The sequence below is a fragment of the Sphingopyxis sp. genome, assembly GCF_965279725.1.
GTDB lineage: Bacteria > Pseudomonadota > Alphaproteobacteria > Sphingomonadales > Sphingomonadaceae > Sphingopyxis.
Genome location: NZ_CBDIIL010000003.1, coordinates 804,041 through 820,744, shown reverse-complemented (window position 1 = coordinate 820,744; position 16,704 = coordinate 804,041). Strand labels below are relative to the sequence as shown.

Annotated in this window: 15 protein-coding genes and 1 pseudogene; 5 read left to right on the top strand and 11 right to left on the bottom strand. The window is 65.0% G+C overall.

Annotated elements, in window-relative coordinates; genetic code table 11:
* Positions 1 to 33: 33 nt before the first annotated feature.
* From ACQY6T_RS12845 to ACQY6T_RS12815, 7 genes and pseudogenes are all read right to left on the bottom strand, one after another.
* Complete coding sequence (locus ACQY6T_RS12845) at positions 34 to 399, bottom strand: DsrE family protein (protein WP_428632650.1); 366 nt, start codon at positions 397 to 399, stop codon at positions 34 to 36.
* A complete protein-coding gene (locus tag ACQY6T_RS12840) occupies positions 387 to 1,136 on the bottom strand; it encodes a HesA/MoeB/ThiF family protein (RefSeq protein ID WP_428631238.1) in 750 nt (249 codons plus the stop codon). Before ACQY6T_RS12840 ends, ACQY6T_RS12845 begins: the two co-directional genes overlap by 13 nt.
* A gap of 84 nt (positions 1,137 to 1,220) precedes the next feature.
* Positions 1,221 to 1,676 (bottom strand): annotated as a pseudogene (gene dut, locus ACQY6T_RS12835) (dUTP diphosphatase); the annotation flags it as partial.
* Positions 1,648 to 2,910: a bifunctional phosphopantothenoylcysteine decarboxylase/phosphopantothenate--cysteine ligase CoaBC gene (coaBC, locus tag ACQY6T_RS12830; RefSeq protein ID WP_428631236.1), complete on the bottom strand. Its 1,263-nt coding sequence runs from the start codon at positions 2,908 to 2,910 to the stop codon at positions 1,648 to 1,650. The gene coaBC and the pseudogene dut, both read right to left, overlap by 29 nt.
* 62 nt (positions 2,911 to 2,972) lie before the next feature.
* Entirely contained in the window at positions 2,973 to 4,616 is a 1,644-nt protein-coding gene (locus ACQY6T_RS12825; RefSeq protein ID WP_428631233.1) for a hypothetical protein, read from the bottom strand.
* A gap of 100 nt (positions 4,617 to 4,716) precedes the next feature.
* Entirely contained in the window at positions 4,717 to 6,261 is a 1,545-nt protein-coding gene (ubiB, locus tag ACQY6T_RS12820; protein WP_428631231.1) for a 2-polyprenylphenol 6-hydroxylase, read from the bottom strand.
* Positions 6,258 to 6,995, bottom strand: a complete 738-nt coding sequence (locus tag ACQY6T_RS12815; RefSeq protein ID WP_428631228.1) for a class I SAM-dependent methyltransferase — start codon at positions 6,993 to 6,995, stop codon at positions 6,258 to 6,260. The genes ubiB and ACQY6T_RS12815 overlap by 4 nt, the downstream gene beginning before the upstream one ends.
* Positions 6,996 to 7,086: 91 nt before the next feature.
* On the opposite strand from ACQY6T_RS12815, the gene mutM reads away from it, so the two are divergent.
* The 3 genes from mutM to dnaA all read left to right on the top strand — a co-directional run bounded on the left by mutM (position 7,087) and on the right by dnaA (position 10,212).
* Complete coding sequence (mutM, locus tag ACQY6T_RS12810) at positions 7,087 to 7,899, top strand: bifunctional DNA-formamidopyrimidine glycosylase/DNA-(apurinic or apyrimidinic site) lyase (protein ID WP_428631226.1); 813 nt, start codon at positions 7,087 to 7,089, stop codon at positions 7,897 to 7,899.
* Positions 7,900 to 8,086: 187 nt separating this feature from the next.
* Positions 8,087 to 8,350: a 30S ribosomal protein S20 gene (gene rpsT / locus ACQY6T_RS12805; RefSeq protein WP_428631223.1), complete on the top strand. Its 264-nt coding sequence runs from the start codon at positions 8,087 to 8,089 to the stop codon at positions 8,348 to 8,350.
* Between the two features lie 503 nt (positions 8,351 to 8,853).
* Positions 8,854 to 10,212, top strand: a complete 1,359-nt coding sequence (gene dnaA, locus ACQY6T_RS12800; protein WP_428631221.1) for a chromosomal replication initiator protein DnaA — start codon at positions 8,854 to 8,856, stop codon at positions 10,210 to 10,212.
* A gap of 221 nt (positions 10,213 to 10,433) precedes the next feature.
* Here the strand turns inward: dnaA and ACQY6T_RS12795 are convergent, their stop codons facing one another.
* From ACQY6T_RS12795 to secB, 4 genes are all read right to left on the bottom strand, one after another.
* Positions 10,434 to 11,123 (bottom strand): DUF4136 domain-containing protein, encoded by a 690-nt coding sequence (locus tag ACQY6T_RS12795; RefSeq protein ID WP_428632648.1) that lies wholly within the window; start codon positions 11,121 to 11,123, stop codon positions 10,434 to 10,436.
* A gap of 164 nt (positions 11,124 to 11,287) precedes the next feature.
* A complete protein-coding gene (gene trpS / locus ACQY6T_RS12790; RefSeq protein ID WP_428631220.1) occupies positions 11,288 to 12,286 on the bottom strand; it encodes a tryptophan--tRNA ligase in 999 nt (332 codons plus the stop codon).
* Between the two features lie 3 nt (positions 12,287 to 12,289).
* Positions 12,290 to 13,894: a murein biosynthesis integral membrane protein MurJ gene (murJ, locus tag ACQY6T_RS12785; RefSeq protein ID WP_428631218.1), complete on the bottom strand. Its 1,605-nt coding sequence runs from the start codon at positions 13,892 to 13,894 to the stop codon at positions 12,290 to 12,292.
* A gap of 27 nt (positions 13,895 to 13,921) precedes the next feature.
* The gene (gene secB, locus ACQY6T_RS12780) at positions 13,922 to 14,440 is read right to left on the bottom strand and encodes a protein-export chaperone SecB (RefSeq protein WP_428631216.1); all 519 of its coding nucleotides are present in this window, start codon (positions 14,438 to 14,440) and stop codon (positions 13,922 to 13,924) included.
* A 216-nt stretch (positions 14,441 to 14,656) separates the two neighbouring features.
* Between secB and ACQY6T_RS12775 the strand changes: the two genes are divergently transcribed.
* Both ACQY6T_RS12775 and mltA read left to right on the top strand, forming a co-directional pair.
* Positions 14,657 to 15,367 carry a Tim44/TimA family putative adaptor protein gene (locus ACQY6T_RS12775; RefSeq protein WP_428631215.1) on the top strand — a complete coding sequence of 237 codons (711 nt, stop codon included), beginning with the start codon at positions 14,657 to 14,659 and terminating at the stop codon, positions 15,365 to 15,367.
* A gap of 5 nt (positions 15,368 to 15,372) precedes the next feature.
* The gene (gene mltA / locus ACQY6T_RS12770; RefSeq protein WP_428631214.1) at positions 15,373 to 16,701 is read left to right on the top strand and encodes a murein transglycosylase A; all 1,329 of its coding nucleotides are present in this window, start codon (positions 15,373 to 15,375) and stop codon (positions 16,699 to 16,701) included.
* The last annotated feature ends 3 nt before the right edge of the window (positions 16,702 to 16,704 follow it).

The following is a 16,704-nucleotide window of genomic DNA, read 5'->3' as shown; positions in this document are numbered from 1 at the left end:
CGTCGCCCCGGCCCTCGCGCGGACGACGTGGCTTCAATACACCAGTAACCGATCCGCCCCGCGGATCTCGGCCATGAAGCTCACGAGCCCACCGGTCCGCACCTGCGGCACCAGCTCGCTCGCCGTCATGCCAACGAGCGTCAAGCCCGACTGGCAAACCATCAGCCGCACATCCATCGCCATGGCCTCGGCGATCAAGGACACGAGATCGGGCTGCCCCGCGCCGCGCCGCGTCGCATCGCCTGCAAAGGCTACGGGCGTGCGCAGCAATGCCACCGCTGGCCCTTGCAGGAAAATCCGTGCTGGCTGCCCCAAGGCAGCCGCAGCCGCCGCTGTTTCGAGCGCGGCATAGAAACGCTCGCCCTCGGCCGATGCGACGATGATGTTCAACCCCGGCATGTCGGACACTCCGGATCCTTGGCGATAGCGACTTCGCGCCAGCGCCGATCGAGCATATCGACAATCGCGAGCCGGCCGGTCAACGCTGAACCCCAGCCGGTGAGCGCGCGCACCGCCTCCAGCGCCGCCATCGTTCCGATCATCCCGGCGAGCGCACCCATGACCCCGGTTTCAGCGCAATTGACGCCGTCCTGCGCCGGATCGCTGCCGACCAGGCAGGCGTAACAGGCCTGTCCCGCGCGCCAGCCTTCATAATGCGCGACCTGCCCCTCGAAGGCGCCGATCGCGGCGCTGAGCAGCGGGATGCGCAGCGCAACCGCGGCGCGATTGACGGCAAGCCGGCTTTCGAAATTGTCGCAGCCGTCGAGGATCAGACTGGCGCCACGAAGCAAAACGGCGGCGTTGTTGTCGTCGATCCGCTGGGCGACCGCGACCGCCTCGACATGCGGGTTGATCCGCCGCGCCGCATCCGCCGCCACGACGGCCTTGCGCGCGCCGATGTCGGCGTCGGTAAACAACGGCTGGCGCTGCAGGTTCGACAATTCGACGACATCATCATCGATGATCGTCAGCTTGCCGACCCCCGCCGCCGCCAGATAGGTAATCGCCGGACACCCGATGCCGCCCGCGCCGATCACCGCGACATGGCTCGCCTTCAGCTTCGCCTGCCCTGCCCCGCCGAACGCCGGCAGGATGATCTGGCGCGCATATCGGTCGAGTTCGGCGTCGGTCAGCAATTACTCGCTCGATCGCCGCGTCTTGATGCCCGACAGCGACGCCAGCCCCTCGGCATCAGCGGTTTCGTCAATGGGTTCGCTCTCAACCCCGGTTGACCCGAAACCGCCCGCGCCGCGTGTCGTTTCGTCGAGCGTTGTGACCTCGGCGAAGGTTGCCCGCTGGACGGGGGCGGGCACGAGCTGAGCGATGCGGTCGCCGCGCTTCACCTCGAAATTATCCTCGCCCAGATTGGCCAGGATCACTTTCACCTCGCCGCGATAATCGCTGTCGATCGTCCCCGGCGTGTTGAGGCAGGTGATGCCATGTTTAAGCGCGAGCCCTGAGCGCGGGCGCACCTGCACCTCATATCCCGGCGGGATCGCCATTGCGAAGCCGGTCGCGACCGCATGGCGTGTGCCGGGGCGGATCGTCAGCGATTCGGCCGCGACGACATCCATCCCCGCCGCACCGTCGCTGGCATAGGCGGGCAGGGGCAGGCCGCCGCCGTTCGGCAGGCGCTGGACGCGGATTTCAATCGGACTGGCGGGGGCTACGCGCATCGAGCTCATCGGCGATCTTTTCCATCAATTTGCGGGCGACCGCCGCTTTCGGCAGTCGGTCCCAGCTGTCTATCCCGGCTTTGCTAACGATATGCACCCGGTTGCTTTCGCCGCCCATCGGGTCGGCGGCGACGTCGTTGGCGACGATCCAGTCGCAGCCCTTGCGCGCCAGCTTCGCCTCGGCGTGGGCAAGGACGTCGCTGGTCTCGGCGGCAAAGCCGACCAGCAGCGTCGGGCGCTGCGGACTTTTGGCGACCCCCGCAAGGATGTCGGGATTTTCGGCGAGCGCGAGCGGCGGGACCGCGCCGCTGCCATCCTTCTTGATCTTCTGTCCCGCGGGGTCGGCGGCGCGCCAGTCGGCGACCGCGGCGACCATGATCGCGGCATCGACCGGCAGGCCTTCCTGCACCTCGGCTGCCATCTCGACCGCGGTTTCGACATCGACGCGGATGACCCCCGGCGGCGTTGGCAGTTCGACGGGGCCGGCGATCAGCAGCACCTCGGCCCCCGCCTCGGCGGCGGCGGCGGCGATCGCAAAGCCCTGTTTGCCGCTCGACCGGTTGGCGATGTAGCGCACCGGATCGATCGGCTCGTGCGTCGGTCCAGCTGTGATCAGGATGCGGCGGCCGAACAGGGGGCGGTGATTGGCGGGCGCGAAATCGGGCTGGCCAGTCATTGCGGTGACCGCGGGAGCAGCGGCCAGCGCGGCATCGATCGCGTCCTTGATCGCCGCCGGTTCGGGCAACCGTCCCGGCCCAAACTCACCGCACGCCATCTCGCCCTCGTCGGGCGCCATCACCGTCACGCCGTCGCCGCGCAGCGTCGCCACATTGCGCTGCGTCGCGGCATGCAGCCACATGCGGACATTCATCGCGGGCGCGGCGAGCACCGGCTTGTCGGTCGCGAGGAGCAGGGTGGTCGCCAGATCGTCGGCGATCCCCGCCGCCATCTTGGCCAGCAAATCGGCGGTCGCGGGCGCGACAACCACCAGGTCCGCCTCACGGCTCAGCTGGATATGCCCCATCTCGACCTCGTCCTTCAGGTCGAAGAGGTTGGTGTAAACCTTGTTCTCGCTCAGCGCCGCCAGCGTCAGCGGGGTCACGAACTGTTCGCCGGCGCGGGTGATGACGCAGCGCACGACATGGTTCGCCTTGCGAAGCAGGCGGACGAGTTCGATCGATTTGTAAGCGGCGATACCGCCGCCGATGATCAGCAGGATGCGGGGATTGGTCACCCAGCCTATATGGCGCGAAAAGACGCCCTCGCCTAGGCCTCCGTTGCCACTCGGCGCGGGCGTTATTTATTGCCAGCCAAGGTGAAGGGCGTCGAATAGAAGATCGAAATGACCGTTTCCTTGTCCTCGCCATTGCCCCATTCATGGGCGATTTGCAGGCCCCCGTTCAGGCCGCGATCTTTGTCGAAGGCGACGTAGAAGGGGGCAACTGCCCGGTAGCGCTTGTCGATACCGCTATAGCCGAACGAGGGGCCGAGCCCGATCTCCGGCAAATATCGGTGCAAGCGGGTCAGCGGCAACAGCGTCCGGATTTCCCCCGTGACCTCGAACCCCGACTGATGGCGGGGCGCCGCGATATGGAATTTCTGGCAGGTCCGGTCGTCGGCACCGGGAATGGGAACACTGCCCGCCAGCGGTGCATCGATGGCGCAAAATTCCACGTCCTTCGCGGCTTTATCGATTTCCCATTTGCGCCCGTACCGACCACGCCCGATCAGGGTTAATCCCTCCAGAACCGTTACATCGATAGGCCAGTGATAAAAGCCGTAGCCGCCGCCGAACCAGTCATAGGTGACCTTGCGATCCCCGCCCAAGGTGTCGAAATCCAGCGTCGAGAGCAGCGGCGGGTTGGCGCCCGGGACGATGATGCCGGGCGCAAAACTTCCGGGGTCGATGAAGGAAAAACGCTGGCGCGTGAATTCGGCTGTCACGCCAAAGCCATATTTGGGCAATTCGTCCTTGCCCGGGGTGACCCAGAAAGCGGCATTATAGATATCGACCGCGTCGGGATGTTTGAACGTACCGTCTTCTTTGGTCGCAAAAGTCCAGCGCAACAGGTTTTCGTGGCGGCATGGGTCCGTCGCCACGGACAGTGTGGGGATATCCGCTGCCGCAGGGGTCGCCCCGAAAATCTCGGTCCGCAGGCTCCGCGACGAAGCGTCCTTCACTTGCTCGGCCCGGCACAGCGCGATGATATCGGCGACCTTCTTTTCGCCGATATCGCTCAGGCGCCCACCGGCTTCGACTTTGGCCGGCCGCCACCGATAATATTGAACGTTGAATCCGAGGGCGACGCCAAGTGGCTTGTCGGACAGATCGGAAAAACTCCCGATATAGCCCGATTTTCCCTCTTCGAACGTCGCGCTCAGACCCAAGGATAGATTGCGGGTAATGGCGCGTTGTTGCCGTTCGCCGTCCCGAATCCTGTCGTCTTTCGTACGGCTGAGCGGGAAATCATTGGTCAGGCTGACGTTCGTGCCATCTTTCGAGGCGGCGACGCTGCCGCGGAAATCACCCGTCGCGCTGGCCAGACTTTTGGGCGGTGGGCCGCCGGTCACCGGCTTTCCGTCGGCCGAAGGCTTTTGCCTCAGATAGGCCAGCAATTCACCCTCGGTTTCTTCGGTCTTTTCGACATATCGATCCAAACCGCCCCTGCAATCGAGCAAAGGCGCCGATGAACCGGTGGCGTCACACGGCGGCGGCGCTTGTCTGCCGAGAAGTTCGGCAATCAGTGCCTCGGCCCGGGCGGCCGAATCCTGGGCCGCCTTGGCGTCCTTGCGCGCCTGCTCCGCCGCTTTCTGCAAAGCGGCGATCTGGGCTTCGAGCGTCGCACCATTTTCCGGCGCGGTCGGTTGTGCGCCGACGGTCGTCGTCCCGGCCAGTGCCGACAGGCAAACGCCCGTCGTCAACAGCATCCACCGCTTCATATAATGTCCCACAAACACCCCCCGATGCTTCATCCCTGAAGATGCGGGCATATGGGGAGCGGCGTCGGGGCGATAGGATCAATGCGTCAGGAGTGGAGGATTAAGTGACCCAGTACATTGCGCCGCCGCCAGCCGCCGCGCCCACCAGCGCGATCAGCGCATAACGCCACCAGCGGCGCTTCTCGCCCCTCTCCCACATCAGCGCGATGGCGGGCAGCGGCGGGGCAGGCGGTGCCGCGCCTTTTCTGGGCAACTGCGCGTCGAGGCGGCGGATGATGTCGGGGATCAGCGCCAGCGTCTTGCCCTGTTCGCGGATGCCGTCGGCCAGCGCGGCCTCGGGACCCAGCTCGTCGCGGATCCATTCCTGCACAAACGGGCCGGACACGTCCCACATGTTGATCTTGGGGTTCAGCATCGTCGCCACCCCCTCGACCATGACCATCGTCTTTTGCAGCAGCAGCAGGTGCGGCTGGGTCTGCATGTCGAAATCGCGGGTGATCGCGAACAGCCCGTCGAGCATCTGACCGACGCTGAGTTCGCTCACCGGCTTGCCCCGCATCGGTTCGCCGACCGCGCGCAGCGCCGTCGCGAATTCCTCGACATTATGATAATCGGGAACGTACTGCGCCTCGAAATGAATTTCGGCGACGCGGCGGTAATTGCCGGTGGTCAGGCCGTACAGGATTTCGGCGAGCCAGTAGCGCGCCTGTCGGTTGATCCGCCCCATGATGCCGAAATCGACCGCAGCGATCGTCCCGTCGGCCTTCACGAACAAATTGCCCTGGTGCATGTCGGCGTGGAAAAATCCCTCGGCGATCGCCTGGCGCAGGAAGGCGTGGACCAGATTGCCCGCGAGCGCCTCCATGTCATGCCCCGCAGCGATCAGTGCATCTCGGTGCGAAATCTTGATGCCATCGATCCAACCCAGGGTCATCACCTTGCTGGTCGTGCGGTCCCAGTCGATCGCCGGGACTTCATAGGTCGGTACCCCGACCATTGCGTCCTTCAGCTCCGACGCCGACGCCGCTTCGCGCCGCAGGTCGAGCTCGCGCAGCGTCCAGCGGCGGAAATTGGCGATCACCTCGCGCGGGCGCAGCCGCGTCGCTTCGCCGCCCAGCGCCTCGAGATGCGCCGCCGCCCATTCGTAGGTGTCGATGTCGCGCGCGAACTGCTTGTCGATGCCGGGGCGGCGCACCTTCACCGCAACCTGGCGGCCCTCGGTCGTCACCGCGCGGTGGACCTGTGCGATCGACGCCGATCCCACCGGCACAGGGTCGAATTCGGCGTATAATGTCTCAAGCGGCGCTTCAAACGCCTGCTCGATCTCGTGGCGGATCCGCTCGAAGGCGACGGGTGCGAGCGCATCCTGCAACGTCAGCAGGTTGCGCGCCGCCTCTTCGCCGACGATGTCGGGGCGCGTCGCCAGCGTCTGGCCCAGCTTGACCGCGGCGGGGCCGATCGCCTGGAACGCTGCGGCATAGTCGGGAATCTCCGGCTGGATCGTTCCGAATCGCGCGATCCGGCACAGCCGCTTGACCCCGGGCGGGGTCGTCGGCGCCCCCTCGATTCCGCGCAGCGCGCCATGGCGCGCGAGGATGCGGCCCCACTTCAGCAGGCGCAGGATATGGGTGACGGGACGGGTCAAGCCTTCCACCCGCTATGAATGGCGACCAGCCCGCCCATGATCGGCTCGACCTTCACCGATGTGAAGCCCGCAGCGCTGATCATCCTGGCAAACTCGGGCATCGGCGGGAACCGCCGGATCGATTCGATCAGATAGCGATAGCTGTCCTCATCCTGTGCGATCAGCTTGCCCAGCTTGGGGACCAGATGATGCGAATAAGCGTCATAGGCCTGCGCGAAGCCCGGCCATTCGTTGGTCGAAAATTCCAGGCAGAAAAACCGCCCGCCATAACGCAGCACGCGGTGTGCTTCGGCCAAGGCCGCGGGAATGTCGGTGACATTGCGGATGCCGAAGGCGATCGTGTAGGCGTCAAAAAACTGGTCGGGGAATGACAAAGTCTCGGCATTTTGTTCGCTCCACACCAGCGAATCCACACCGCGCTCGGCGGCGCGCTCGACACCCACGCCCAGCATGTCGGGGTTGATGTCGGCGACGGTGATGCTGGCGCCCGACGGCTCCATGCGAAAGGCGATGTCGCCGGTGCCGCCCGCCATGTCGAGGATGGCCTCGCCGGCGCGCGGTTTGACCCGGCGCACGAAGCGGTCCTTCCACAACCGGTGCATGCCGCCCGACATCGCGTCGTTCATGATGTCATATTTGCGCGCGACCCGGCTGAACACCTCGCCGACCATCGCGGTTTTGTCGGTCGCGGCGACCGTTTCATATCCGAAGCTGACGGTTTCGGGGGTAGCCATAAATATGCGCCTTTGCGGGGAGAGCGATCGTGCAATGCGCCTTTAGCCGGGCCTTGTCGTCCAAGCAAATGGCGCGTAGCTCAGCCCGACCATGCCCGAGCTGCCCGAAGTCGAAACCACCGTCCGCGGCCTGATGCCGCACCTGACCGGCCAGCGGTTGGTCCGCGTCTCGACGATGCGTCCCGACCTGCGCCGCCCGTTCCCCGTTGACCTCGCGCAGCGGCTGACCGGATCGATCGTTACCGGCCTGTCGCGCCGCGCCAAATATGGTATCATCGCCACCGACCGCGGCGATCACATGATCTTTCACCTTGGCATGTCGGGCAGCTGGCGTATCGGCGCTGGCGAGCCGGGCAAGCACGACCATCTGCTCATCGACACCGCGGCGGGGCAGCGGCTGATGCTCCACGACCCACGCCGATTCGGATCGGTCGATCTGGTCGCGGGCGATCCGCTTGTCGGCTTTCCGGCCTTTGTGACGCTGGGTCCAGAACCTTTGTCCGATGCCTTTGACGCTGTGTATCTCGGTCGCGTGCTCGCGGCCCGCCGCGCACCGATCAAGGCGATGCTGCTCGATCAGACGATCGTCGCCGGGCTTGGCAATATCTATGTCTGCGAGGCGCTCAACATGGCGCGCATCGCGCCGACCCGGCCAGCCGCGGATGTGTCGAAGGCGAAGCTTGCGGTGTTGGTCCCGGCGATCAAGGCGGTGCTCGAAGCGTCGATCGCGGCGGGCGGATCGACGCTGCGCGATTACAAGCAACCTGACGGCGAACTCGGTTATTTCGCCAAGGACTGGCGCGTCTATGGCCGCGAGGGTGATGCGTGCGTATGCGGCGGCATGATCGTGCGGATTGTCCAGAGCGGCCGATCGACCTTCTACTGCCCCAAATGCCAGCGGTGATCTGCCCATTTGGCGCAAAAATGATTGACCAACTGGGCCTGTCTGGCTATGCGCGCACCCTTCGAGCAGGGTCCGGGTTACCGGAACCGGCCGTATCCGGACATTGATTCGCTGCACTCGCGCGATTCGGCTGCTCCGGTGACGCTGCGCTCCGACTGACTTAGACCGTTTGGAAACCGAGGAATTTATGGCCAATACGCCGCAGGCAAAAAAGCGCATCCGCCGCAACACCGCGCGCACCATCGTGAACAAGAATCGCGTCTCGCGCATCCGCACGCTGGTCAAGAAGGTCGAAAATGCGATCGTCGCCGGTGACAAAGACGCCGCAGCGACCGCGCTGAAGGCCGCACAGCCTGAAATGGCACGCGGCGTCGCCAAGGGCGTACTGCACAAGAACACCGTCGCGCGCAAATTCTCGCGCCTGACCAAGAGCGTCAATCTGATCGCCTGATCGACGCTGTCCCGAAAGGGAACAAAAATGACCCGTCGGCCCAGAGCCCGCGGGTCTTTTTTTGTGCCTCCGATTGTGACCGGACGATGGCAAATGTGTTGCAGCGCGGTAAGTGACGGATTTACGGCGATTCGTTGATCTGCAACGCGAATGTAACATTTAAGTATCTGATAAATAGTCGATAAATGTGACTTTGACGTGATTCTGGTACCCCTGCCGAGTCAAGATTTTTATTTCAGTATTTTTACACGACCGCCCCTTGCTCGACTCGCGTCGCCCTGACTAGACAGGTGCGTCGTCGGCCTTCGCCGGTGGCCGCCACATCGACATGATTCGCACGTCTTCGGGCCTTCGGTCCCGGGCGGGATGCTTGCGCCCTTGCGTAAGTGACGAATCGGCGTGTGGCTGGCCGCGCGAAGCTTTGAGGGCAGGGGGATCAGCGGGGGCGGTACGGCGTGACAGAGAGCGGAAATCTACATGGCGATGGTGCAAGGGATGGAGCGATGAGCGGTGATGCCGCGACGCTCTGGCCGCGCGTTGCCGAAGGATTGCGCCGCGATCTGGGCGTTCGCACCTTTGACCATTGGCTGAAGCCTGTGCGTTTTGGCGATTATTGCGCGATGTCGGGGGTGGTAACGCTCGAAACCGTCAGTCGCTTTTCGGCCAACTGGATCAACGAGCGCTTCGGCGACCGGCTCGAGCTGGCGTGGCGTCAGCACTTGCCGACGGTGCGCGGCGTGACCGTCCGCGGCGGGGCAGGGGCGAGCGACCGTGCGGCGATATTGGCCAGCCCGCCGCTGCCGACCTTCGACACGCCCGTTCCGGCGGCAGTCACTGTTCCGTCGCCCTTCGATCCGCGGCTGTCGTTCGACCGTTTCGTGATCGCGCGCAGCAACATCCTCGCCGCTAATGCTGCGCGCCGCATGGCGATGGTCGAAGCGCCGCAGTTCAACCCGCTCTACCTCGCCTCGGGGACCGGTCAGGGCAAGACCCACCTGCTCCAGGCGATCGCGCAGGATTATGCCGCGGCGCATCCGACCGCGACGATCATCCTGATGTCGGCGGAAAAGTTCATGCTCGAATTCGTCGGCGCGATGCGCGGCGGCGACATGATGGCGTTCAAGGCGCGGCTGCGCGCCGCCGACCTGCTGCTGCTCGACGATCTGCAATTCGTCATCGGCAAAAATTCGACCCAGGAAGAATTACTCCACACGATCGACGATCTGATGACCGCGGGCAAACGCCTTGTCGTCACCGCCGACCGCCCGCCGTCGATGCTCGACGGGGTCGAAACGCGGCTGCTGTCGCGGCTGGCGGGCGGCCTCGTCGCCGACATCGAAGCGCCCGAGGACGATCTGCGCGAACGCATTATTCGCCAGCGCCTCGCGCTGATGCCGATGCTCGACGTGCCCGACGATGTCGTCGCCTATCTGGTCAAGCATTTCACCCGCAACATCCGCGAACTCGAAGGCGCGCTCAACAAGCTCCTCGCTTATGCGGCGCTGACCGGCACGACGGTCGATCTGCGGCTGGCGGAAGACCGGCTCGCCGAAAATGTCCGCACCGCGCGGCCGCGGATCACGATCGACGAGATTCAGCGCGCGGTGTGCGCGCATTACCGGCTCGACAAGTCCGAAATGGCATCGAAGCGCCGCGTCCGCGCGATCGCGCGCCCGCGTCAGGTTGCAATGTATCTGGCCAAGGAACTGACGCCGCGCTCCTATCCCGAGATCGGCCGACGCTTTGGCGGGCGCGACCATTCGACGGTGATCCACGCAGTTCGCACGGTCGAGGCGCTGCGCGTCGCCGACAGCGAACTCGACGCCGAAATCGCCGCGATCCGGCGCAGCCTCAACAGCTGATCCACCGGGTTATGCCGGGGTTATCCCCGGGATTGTCCACAGAGCGACAGAATGTCCGCTTTGGGATGGGAAGCGGCCGGTCCGCTATCCCCTCCTCTGAAGAGGAAGGGCTGTTTGCCTTCCATGTCCGCAACTGGTCACAACCCGACATTGCCCGTGACGCAAAAAAGACCCACCTTTCATTCGAAAGGCGGGCCTTTGTCATCAACCTCGCGGCAATCTCACCCCTTTTCAGGCGGTGCCACCGTAATCCGTACCCGCTCGCCCGAATTGCCGGGGAAACCCGTAAACATCGCCTCGACCAGGTTCGGGACGATTGCCTGCAAATTATTGTCGCGCGACTGCGCCTCGGCGCTGCCTTCGAACAGGCGCGAACCGTCGGCGGCGCGGTTGATCTGCAGGTTCAGGCCGCTGGTATAGACGGTGTAGCTGCTGACATCGTTATATCCGCCGAAACCGCCACCAAAACCGCCCCACAGGAACGGGTCGCGATAGCCATAGACATAGCGCCGTCCGCCGCGGCCGCTGACGATCACCGGGCGATAGAAACCGCGGCCGTAGCCACCATAACCGCCGTACCAGGGATCGCCAAAGCCGGGGCTCGACACGACGCGCTCGCGCCCCTTGTCGACGCCATAATCCAGGCGCACGACCAGGTCGGCACTTTCACCGCGGGCCGCCGGGCGATAGCCGTAGCGGGTCAGTTCGCCCGCGACCAGATTGGCATATTGGCTGAACTCGATGCCGCCGGCGAGCGCCGGGTTACCGGCCTCGACGACAAAGCTCTGGCCCTGCGGCGCGGGCAATTGGGTCTGGAAACGCGCGACATCGGCCTTGAACGGGGTCGCGCAGCCAGCGAGGGCCAGCGCCGCGCCGGTCATGGCGGCGAGGCCGAGGTGGCGAAGGGTCATATTGCTCATCGTCTTGGCTCCGTGATTCGGGGGCGCGCATCCTTGGCGCTCTATACCATGACTGCGCCAATGCGACTTAACCTTGGTTGAACCCGGCTCGTCGCACCTTGGTTCCATCAAGAAATATGGGGTGCCGCTGCCCATAAGCAATCCCTGACAGGAGATTAGCGGCAAAGCCCCAGTGCAGCATAGGCAGCGTTGAGCGTCGGCTCGGCCAGCGAGCGCGCGCGCGCCGCGCCGTCCGCCAGAGCCGCGTCGATCGCCGCCGGGTCGGCCTTCAGCTGGCCGAGACGGGTCGCGATCGGCTGCAAGGTTTCGACGAGCAGCTCGCCGAGCGCAGGCTTGAACGCGCCGAATCCCTGTCCGGCAAAGCGCGCCAGCACGGCATCAATGCTCTCGTTGGCCATTGCGGCATAGATGGCGACCAGGTTCTTCGCCTCGGCGCGTCCCTCCAGCCCGGCGGCTTCCGACGGCAGTGGCTCGGCGTCGGTCTTGGCTTTCCGGATTTTTGCCATGATCGTGTCGGCGTCGTCGACCAGATTGATGCGGCTGGCATCGCTGGGGTCCGACTTCGACATTTTCGCGCTGCCGTCGCGCAGGCTCATGATCCGCGCCGCGGTCGGCGGGATTGTCGGTTCGGGCAGGGTGAAGGTCTCGGTTTCGGTATCGAGGTTGAACTTGGTCGCAATGTCGCGCGCCAGCTCAAGATGCTGTTTCTGGTCGTCGCCGACCGGCACATGCGTTGTCTGGTACAGCAGCACGTCTGCCGCCTGCAGCACCGGATAGGCGTATAAGCCCACGCTCGCGCCCTCACGGTTCTTGCCCGACTTTTCCTTGAACTGGGTCATCCGGTTCAGCCAGCCGATGCGCGCGGTACAGAACAGCAACCAGCCAAGCTCGGCATGCGCGGGGACGCGTGCCTGGTTGAACAATATCGCCTTGGCAGGGTCGATCCCTGCGGCCATCAGCGCCGCGGCCATCTCCCGGGTGTTCGCGGTCAGCTCGGCGGGGTCGTTGTGGACGGTGATCGCGTGCAGGTCGGCCAAGAAATAGAGCTTCTCGCCCGGCATCTCGTCCTGCATCCGCACCCAGTTGCGGATCGCGCCCAGATAATTGCCCAGATGCAAATTTCCGGTGGGCTGGATGCCCGATAGCGTCCGCATGTCTTACTCCTCTAGTGGCGCCGATTTCGTGCGCCGCCGCGTCAACATGGCGACCAGATCCTTGTCAAGCGCACCGACGAGGAAGGCGACAGTGAAAAACACCGCGCCGCCCGCGCCGACGAGCGCCGTTAGCGACCAGATACGCTCGAACACGCCGCCGCCATAATAGGGCGCCAGCATCGGCATCATCCACCATAGCAGCACCGACATTGCGGCGACGGCGACGATCTGGCGGGCGATCCGCGCCGCCAGCTTGGCGGTGAAATGGAACCAGCCGCGGCGATGGAGCATGGCATAGAGCAGCAGGCAGTTAAGCGACGCCGACACCGCGGTCGCCCCCGCCAGCCCGACGATCCCGTACCGTTCGACGACATACAGGTTGATCGCGATATTGACGATCAGCGCCGCCAGCGCGGTCCACACCGGGGTGCGCATGTCTTCGCGCGCGAAAAACCCCGGGTTCAGGATCTTGATGATCACATAGGCGGGCAGCCCCGCGACGAGCGCCGCGACAATCTGGGCCATGATCGCGCCGTCGGCATCGGTGAATTTGCCGCCGACGAAGAATGCGGTGACAAAGGCCGGGGCGCAGATCGCCAGCGCTGCCGCGGCCGGCAGCGTCAGCAGCGTCGCGATCTCGAACGCATTGCCCTGCAATCGCTGGGCTTCGTCGGCGTCGCCGCTGTGGATATGGCGCGACAGCATCGGCAGGATCGCGGTACCGAGCGCAATGCCGACGATACCGAGCGGCATCTGATTGAGCCGGTCGGCCAGCTTGAGCAAGGTCAGCGATCCCTGTGGCAGCGACGTCGCGAAGAAGGTGTCGACGAACTGGCTGATCTGGTAGATTCCGGCGCCGAAGGTTGCGGGCAGGATCAGCATCCCCAGCTTGCGCACTTCGGGGGTGAATTTGGGCAGGTGCCAGTGGAGTTTCAGTCCGGCGCGCCGCACCGCCCAGATCAGATAGGCGAGCTGAGCCACCCCGGCGAGACTGACCGAAACCGCCAGCGCGGTGGCGACGATGCGGTCGTCGCCGCTGTCGCCGCGCAGCCACCAACCGGCGGTGATGCCTGCGATCAGCACGATGTTGAGCAGCACCGGGGCAAAGGCACCGGGGGCAAAGCGCGATCGCGCGTTGAGCAGCCCCGACAGCATCGCCACAAAACTGATCAGCGCCAGATAGGGAAAGGTCAACCGGCTAAGGAACACCGCCAGCTCGAACTTGCCGGGCACCTCCTGGAAATCGCGCGCGAGGAGCCAGACGATCCCCGGCATCGCGATCATCATGACCGCGGAAAAGGCGAGCAGCACCCACAGAAAGACCGACAGCACATCGTCGGCGAACCTGGCCGCTGCATCCTCGCCGCCGCCTTCGCTTGTCGCGCCATGCAGCGCACGGCTGTACATCGGGACAAAGGCGACCGAAAACGCGCCCTCCGCAAACAGCCGCCGAAAGGTATTGGGCAGCGTGAACGCCAGCTGGAAGGCGTCGGCAGCCAGCCCGGCGCCCAGCACCCGTGCGAGCAGCATGTCGCGCGCGAAACCGAAAACGCGGCTGACCATCGTCAGCCCGCCGATCGTCCCGACATTTTTGATCAGGCTGCTCACCCCGTCAGCCCGCCGCGTCGATGCGGGTTACGCCTGGCCGACCGGCGCGACGTCGCCCGCCTGCTCGGCTTCGGCCTGCTGGACCTGCTGCATGAACAGGCCGTGGAAATCGATCGGTTCGAGCAGCAGCGGCGCGAAACCGCCGTCGCGGACGGCATCGGCGACAACGCGGCGTGCGAACGGAAACAGGATGCGCGGCGCTTCGGCCAGGAAGAACGGCTGCAACTGGTCGTCGGGGACGTTGCGAACGCCGAAGAGGCCGGCGTATTTCAGATCGATCACGAACATCGTGCCCGCGTCGCCTTTCGACGTGACGTCGATTTTCAACGCCACTTCGAACAGGCCGTCGCCGACACCCTCGGCGGCGATGTTGAACTGGACGTCGATCTGCGGCGCATCCTGCCACTGATACACCGCCGGCGCGTTCGGATTTTCGAACGACAGATCCTTTACATATTGCGAGATCAGGCCGATCGCCGGGCTCGTGTCTTCGCCATTGGGCTGCAGGGCGGGGTTGTTGATGTCGGCGCTGGTCTCGTCAGCCATGGTCTATTGCTTTCGCTCGAAAAGATGAAACAGGATCCGTGCCGCAGGCCGTGTCGGGACCGCGGCGGACGGTTGCGGCGGCGCTTAGCAGCGCGCGACAGGCAGCACAATGGGCGCGCAGCGCCGCGATCACCGCTCAAATGGGATGGGCAATCGTTGACCTCCCGCGTGGCGAAGGCCATGGTGGTTTGAAACTTGGCCGTGCATCGCCTATGTATGGGCCAATATGTTTCGATTGCCCGCATTGGACTTTTGCCCGTGACTGCTTTTTCGATCGTCTTGCTTGCCATGATTGCCGCCTTCCTTGGCATGCGGCTGTATTCGGTGCTCGGCAAGCGCACCGGGCACGAGCAGGAGCCTGTCTTGCCGCGCCGCGATGAGCGCGCGGCGCCCTCGCCGGTGCGTCTTGAAGAAGGCGAAACATCGTCGTCGCCGACCGCGAGCGCTGCCGACACGTCGGGTCTCGTTTACGAGCCCGCCGCCGAAATCGGCCTGCGCCAACTGCTCGCGACCGATCGCAATTTCGATGCCGGTCGGTTCATGGAGGGCGCCGAATCGGCGTATCGGATGATCCTCGAGGCCTTTTGGTCGGGCGACCGCGACACGCTGCGCGACCTGTGCGACGACGATAGCTATGAAGCGTTTGTGGAAGCGATCGAGGCGCGTGACGGGCGCGGTGAAAAGCTCGACAACCGGATCGTCCGCATCGATTCGGCGAAAATTACGGCGGTCGAACTCGACCGGAAGGAAGCCCGCGTCACGGTGCGCTATCAGGCCGACATCAGTGCGATCACCCGCGATTCGGATGGTAAACTGATCGGCGGTTCAATGAGCGACGCGGCGCCGACCGACGACCTGTGGACGTTCCGCCGCGCGATCGGCAGCAACGATCCCAACTGGCTGCTCGACGAAATCGAAGCAGCCTGACGCCGATGCCCGCGGTTGGTTCGTCCGGGATGCGCCGGACGCGGGTTTTCGGGTTTACCCTCTTCGCCGCTTTGCCTTTGCTCGCGGGCTGCGCGTCGGTGATCCCCGATTCGGGCAATCGCCCGGCCGCCGCCAAGCCGGCTCCGTCCGGGCCGACGACCGGCCCCCGCCCGTATCAGCCACGCCCGTCGGAAACGGGCGGCGTTGCGGCGCGGCCGATTCCGGCCACCCCGCGCCCGCCGCTTCCCGCGCCCGCCGTTCCCGTCGCCGCGACGACGGCCGCGACCAGCGGCGTCCTCGCCGGTCCGGATTTCGCGACGCTTGGCGTGTCGGCGCAGCAGGCGACAGCGGCGCTCGCGGCGTTCCGTATCAGCTGTCCCTCGGTACAGCGTCGTTCCGATACCAGTGGCCTGACGCAGGGCGCGGACTGGGCCGAAAGCTGCAGCGCAGCGAAAAACTGGTCCGACAGCGATGCGCTCGCTTTTTTCTCCCGCTATTTCGGCACGGTACAGATCGGGGCGGGTACGACCTTCGTCACCGGATATTATGAACCCGAAATCGCGGGTTCCCGGACGAAACGCGCGGGCTATGACGTGCCGATCTACCGTCGGCCAGCGGATCTGGTCGATGTCGACCTCGGGCAGTTTTCGGATGATCTGAAGGGCAAGAAGATTCGGGGCCGCGTCGATGGCACCAACCTGGTGCATTATTACGACCGCGCTGCGATCGAAGGCGGGGCGCTCGAAGGCCGCGGGCTTGAAATCGCCTACGCCGCCGATGCCGCCGAGTTCTTCTTCCTGCAAATCCAGGGCTCGGGGCGCCTGCGTCTGCCCGACGGCGGCGTCATGCGGATCGGCTATGACACGCAGAACGGCCGCGACTATGTGGGCATTGGCAAATTGCTGCTCGACCGCGGCGCGCTCCGATCGGGGCAGGCGTCGATGCAGGGCATCCTCGATTACCTCCGTGCCGATCCGGTGCGCGGCGCCGCGGTGATGAACGAAAATCCCAGCTGGGTATTTTTCCGCGAGCTCACCGGCCCCGGTCCGCTTGGCGCGCTCGGGGTGCCGGTGACCGGCCGGGCGAGCGTTGCTGCCGATCCCAAATATGTGCCGCTCGGCGCCCCCGTCTTTCTGTCGCTCGACCGCGCCGAACCCAATGGGCTGTGGATCGCGCAGGACACTGGCGGCGCGATCAAGGGCGCCAACCGCATCGACAGCTTTTGGGGAGCGGGTGACGATGCGCGCGCGATCGCGGGCGGCATGTCCGCGCGCGGATCGGCGCTTTTGCTGCTGCCGCGCGTCAGCGTCGCGCGGCTGATCCCGGCGCGCTGACGT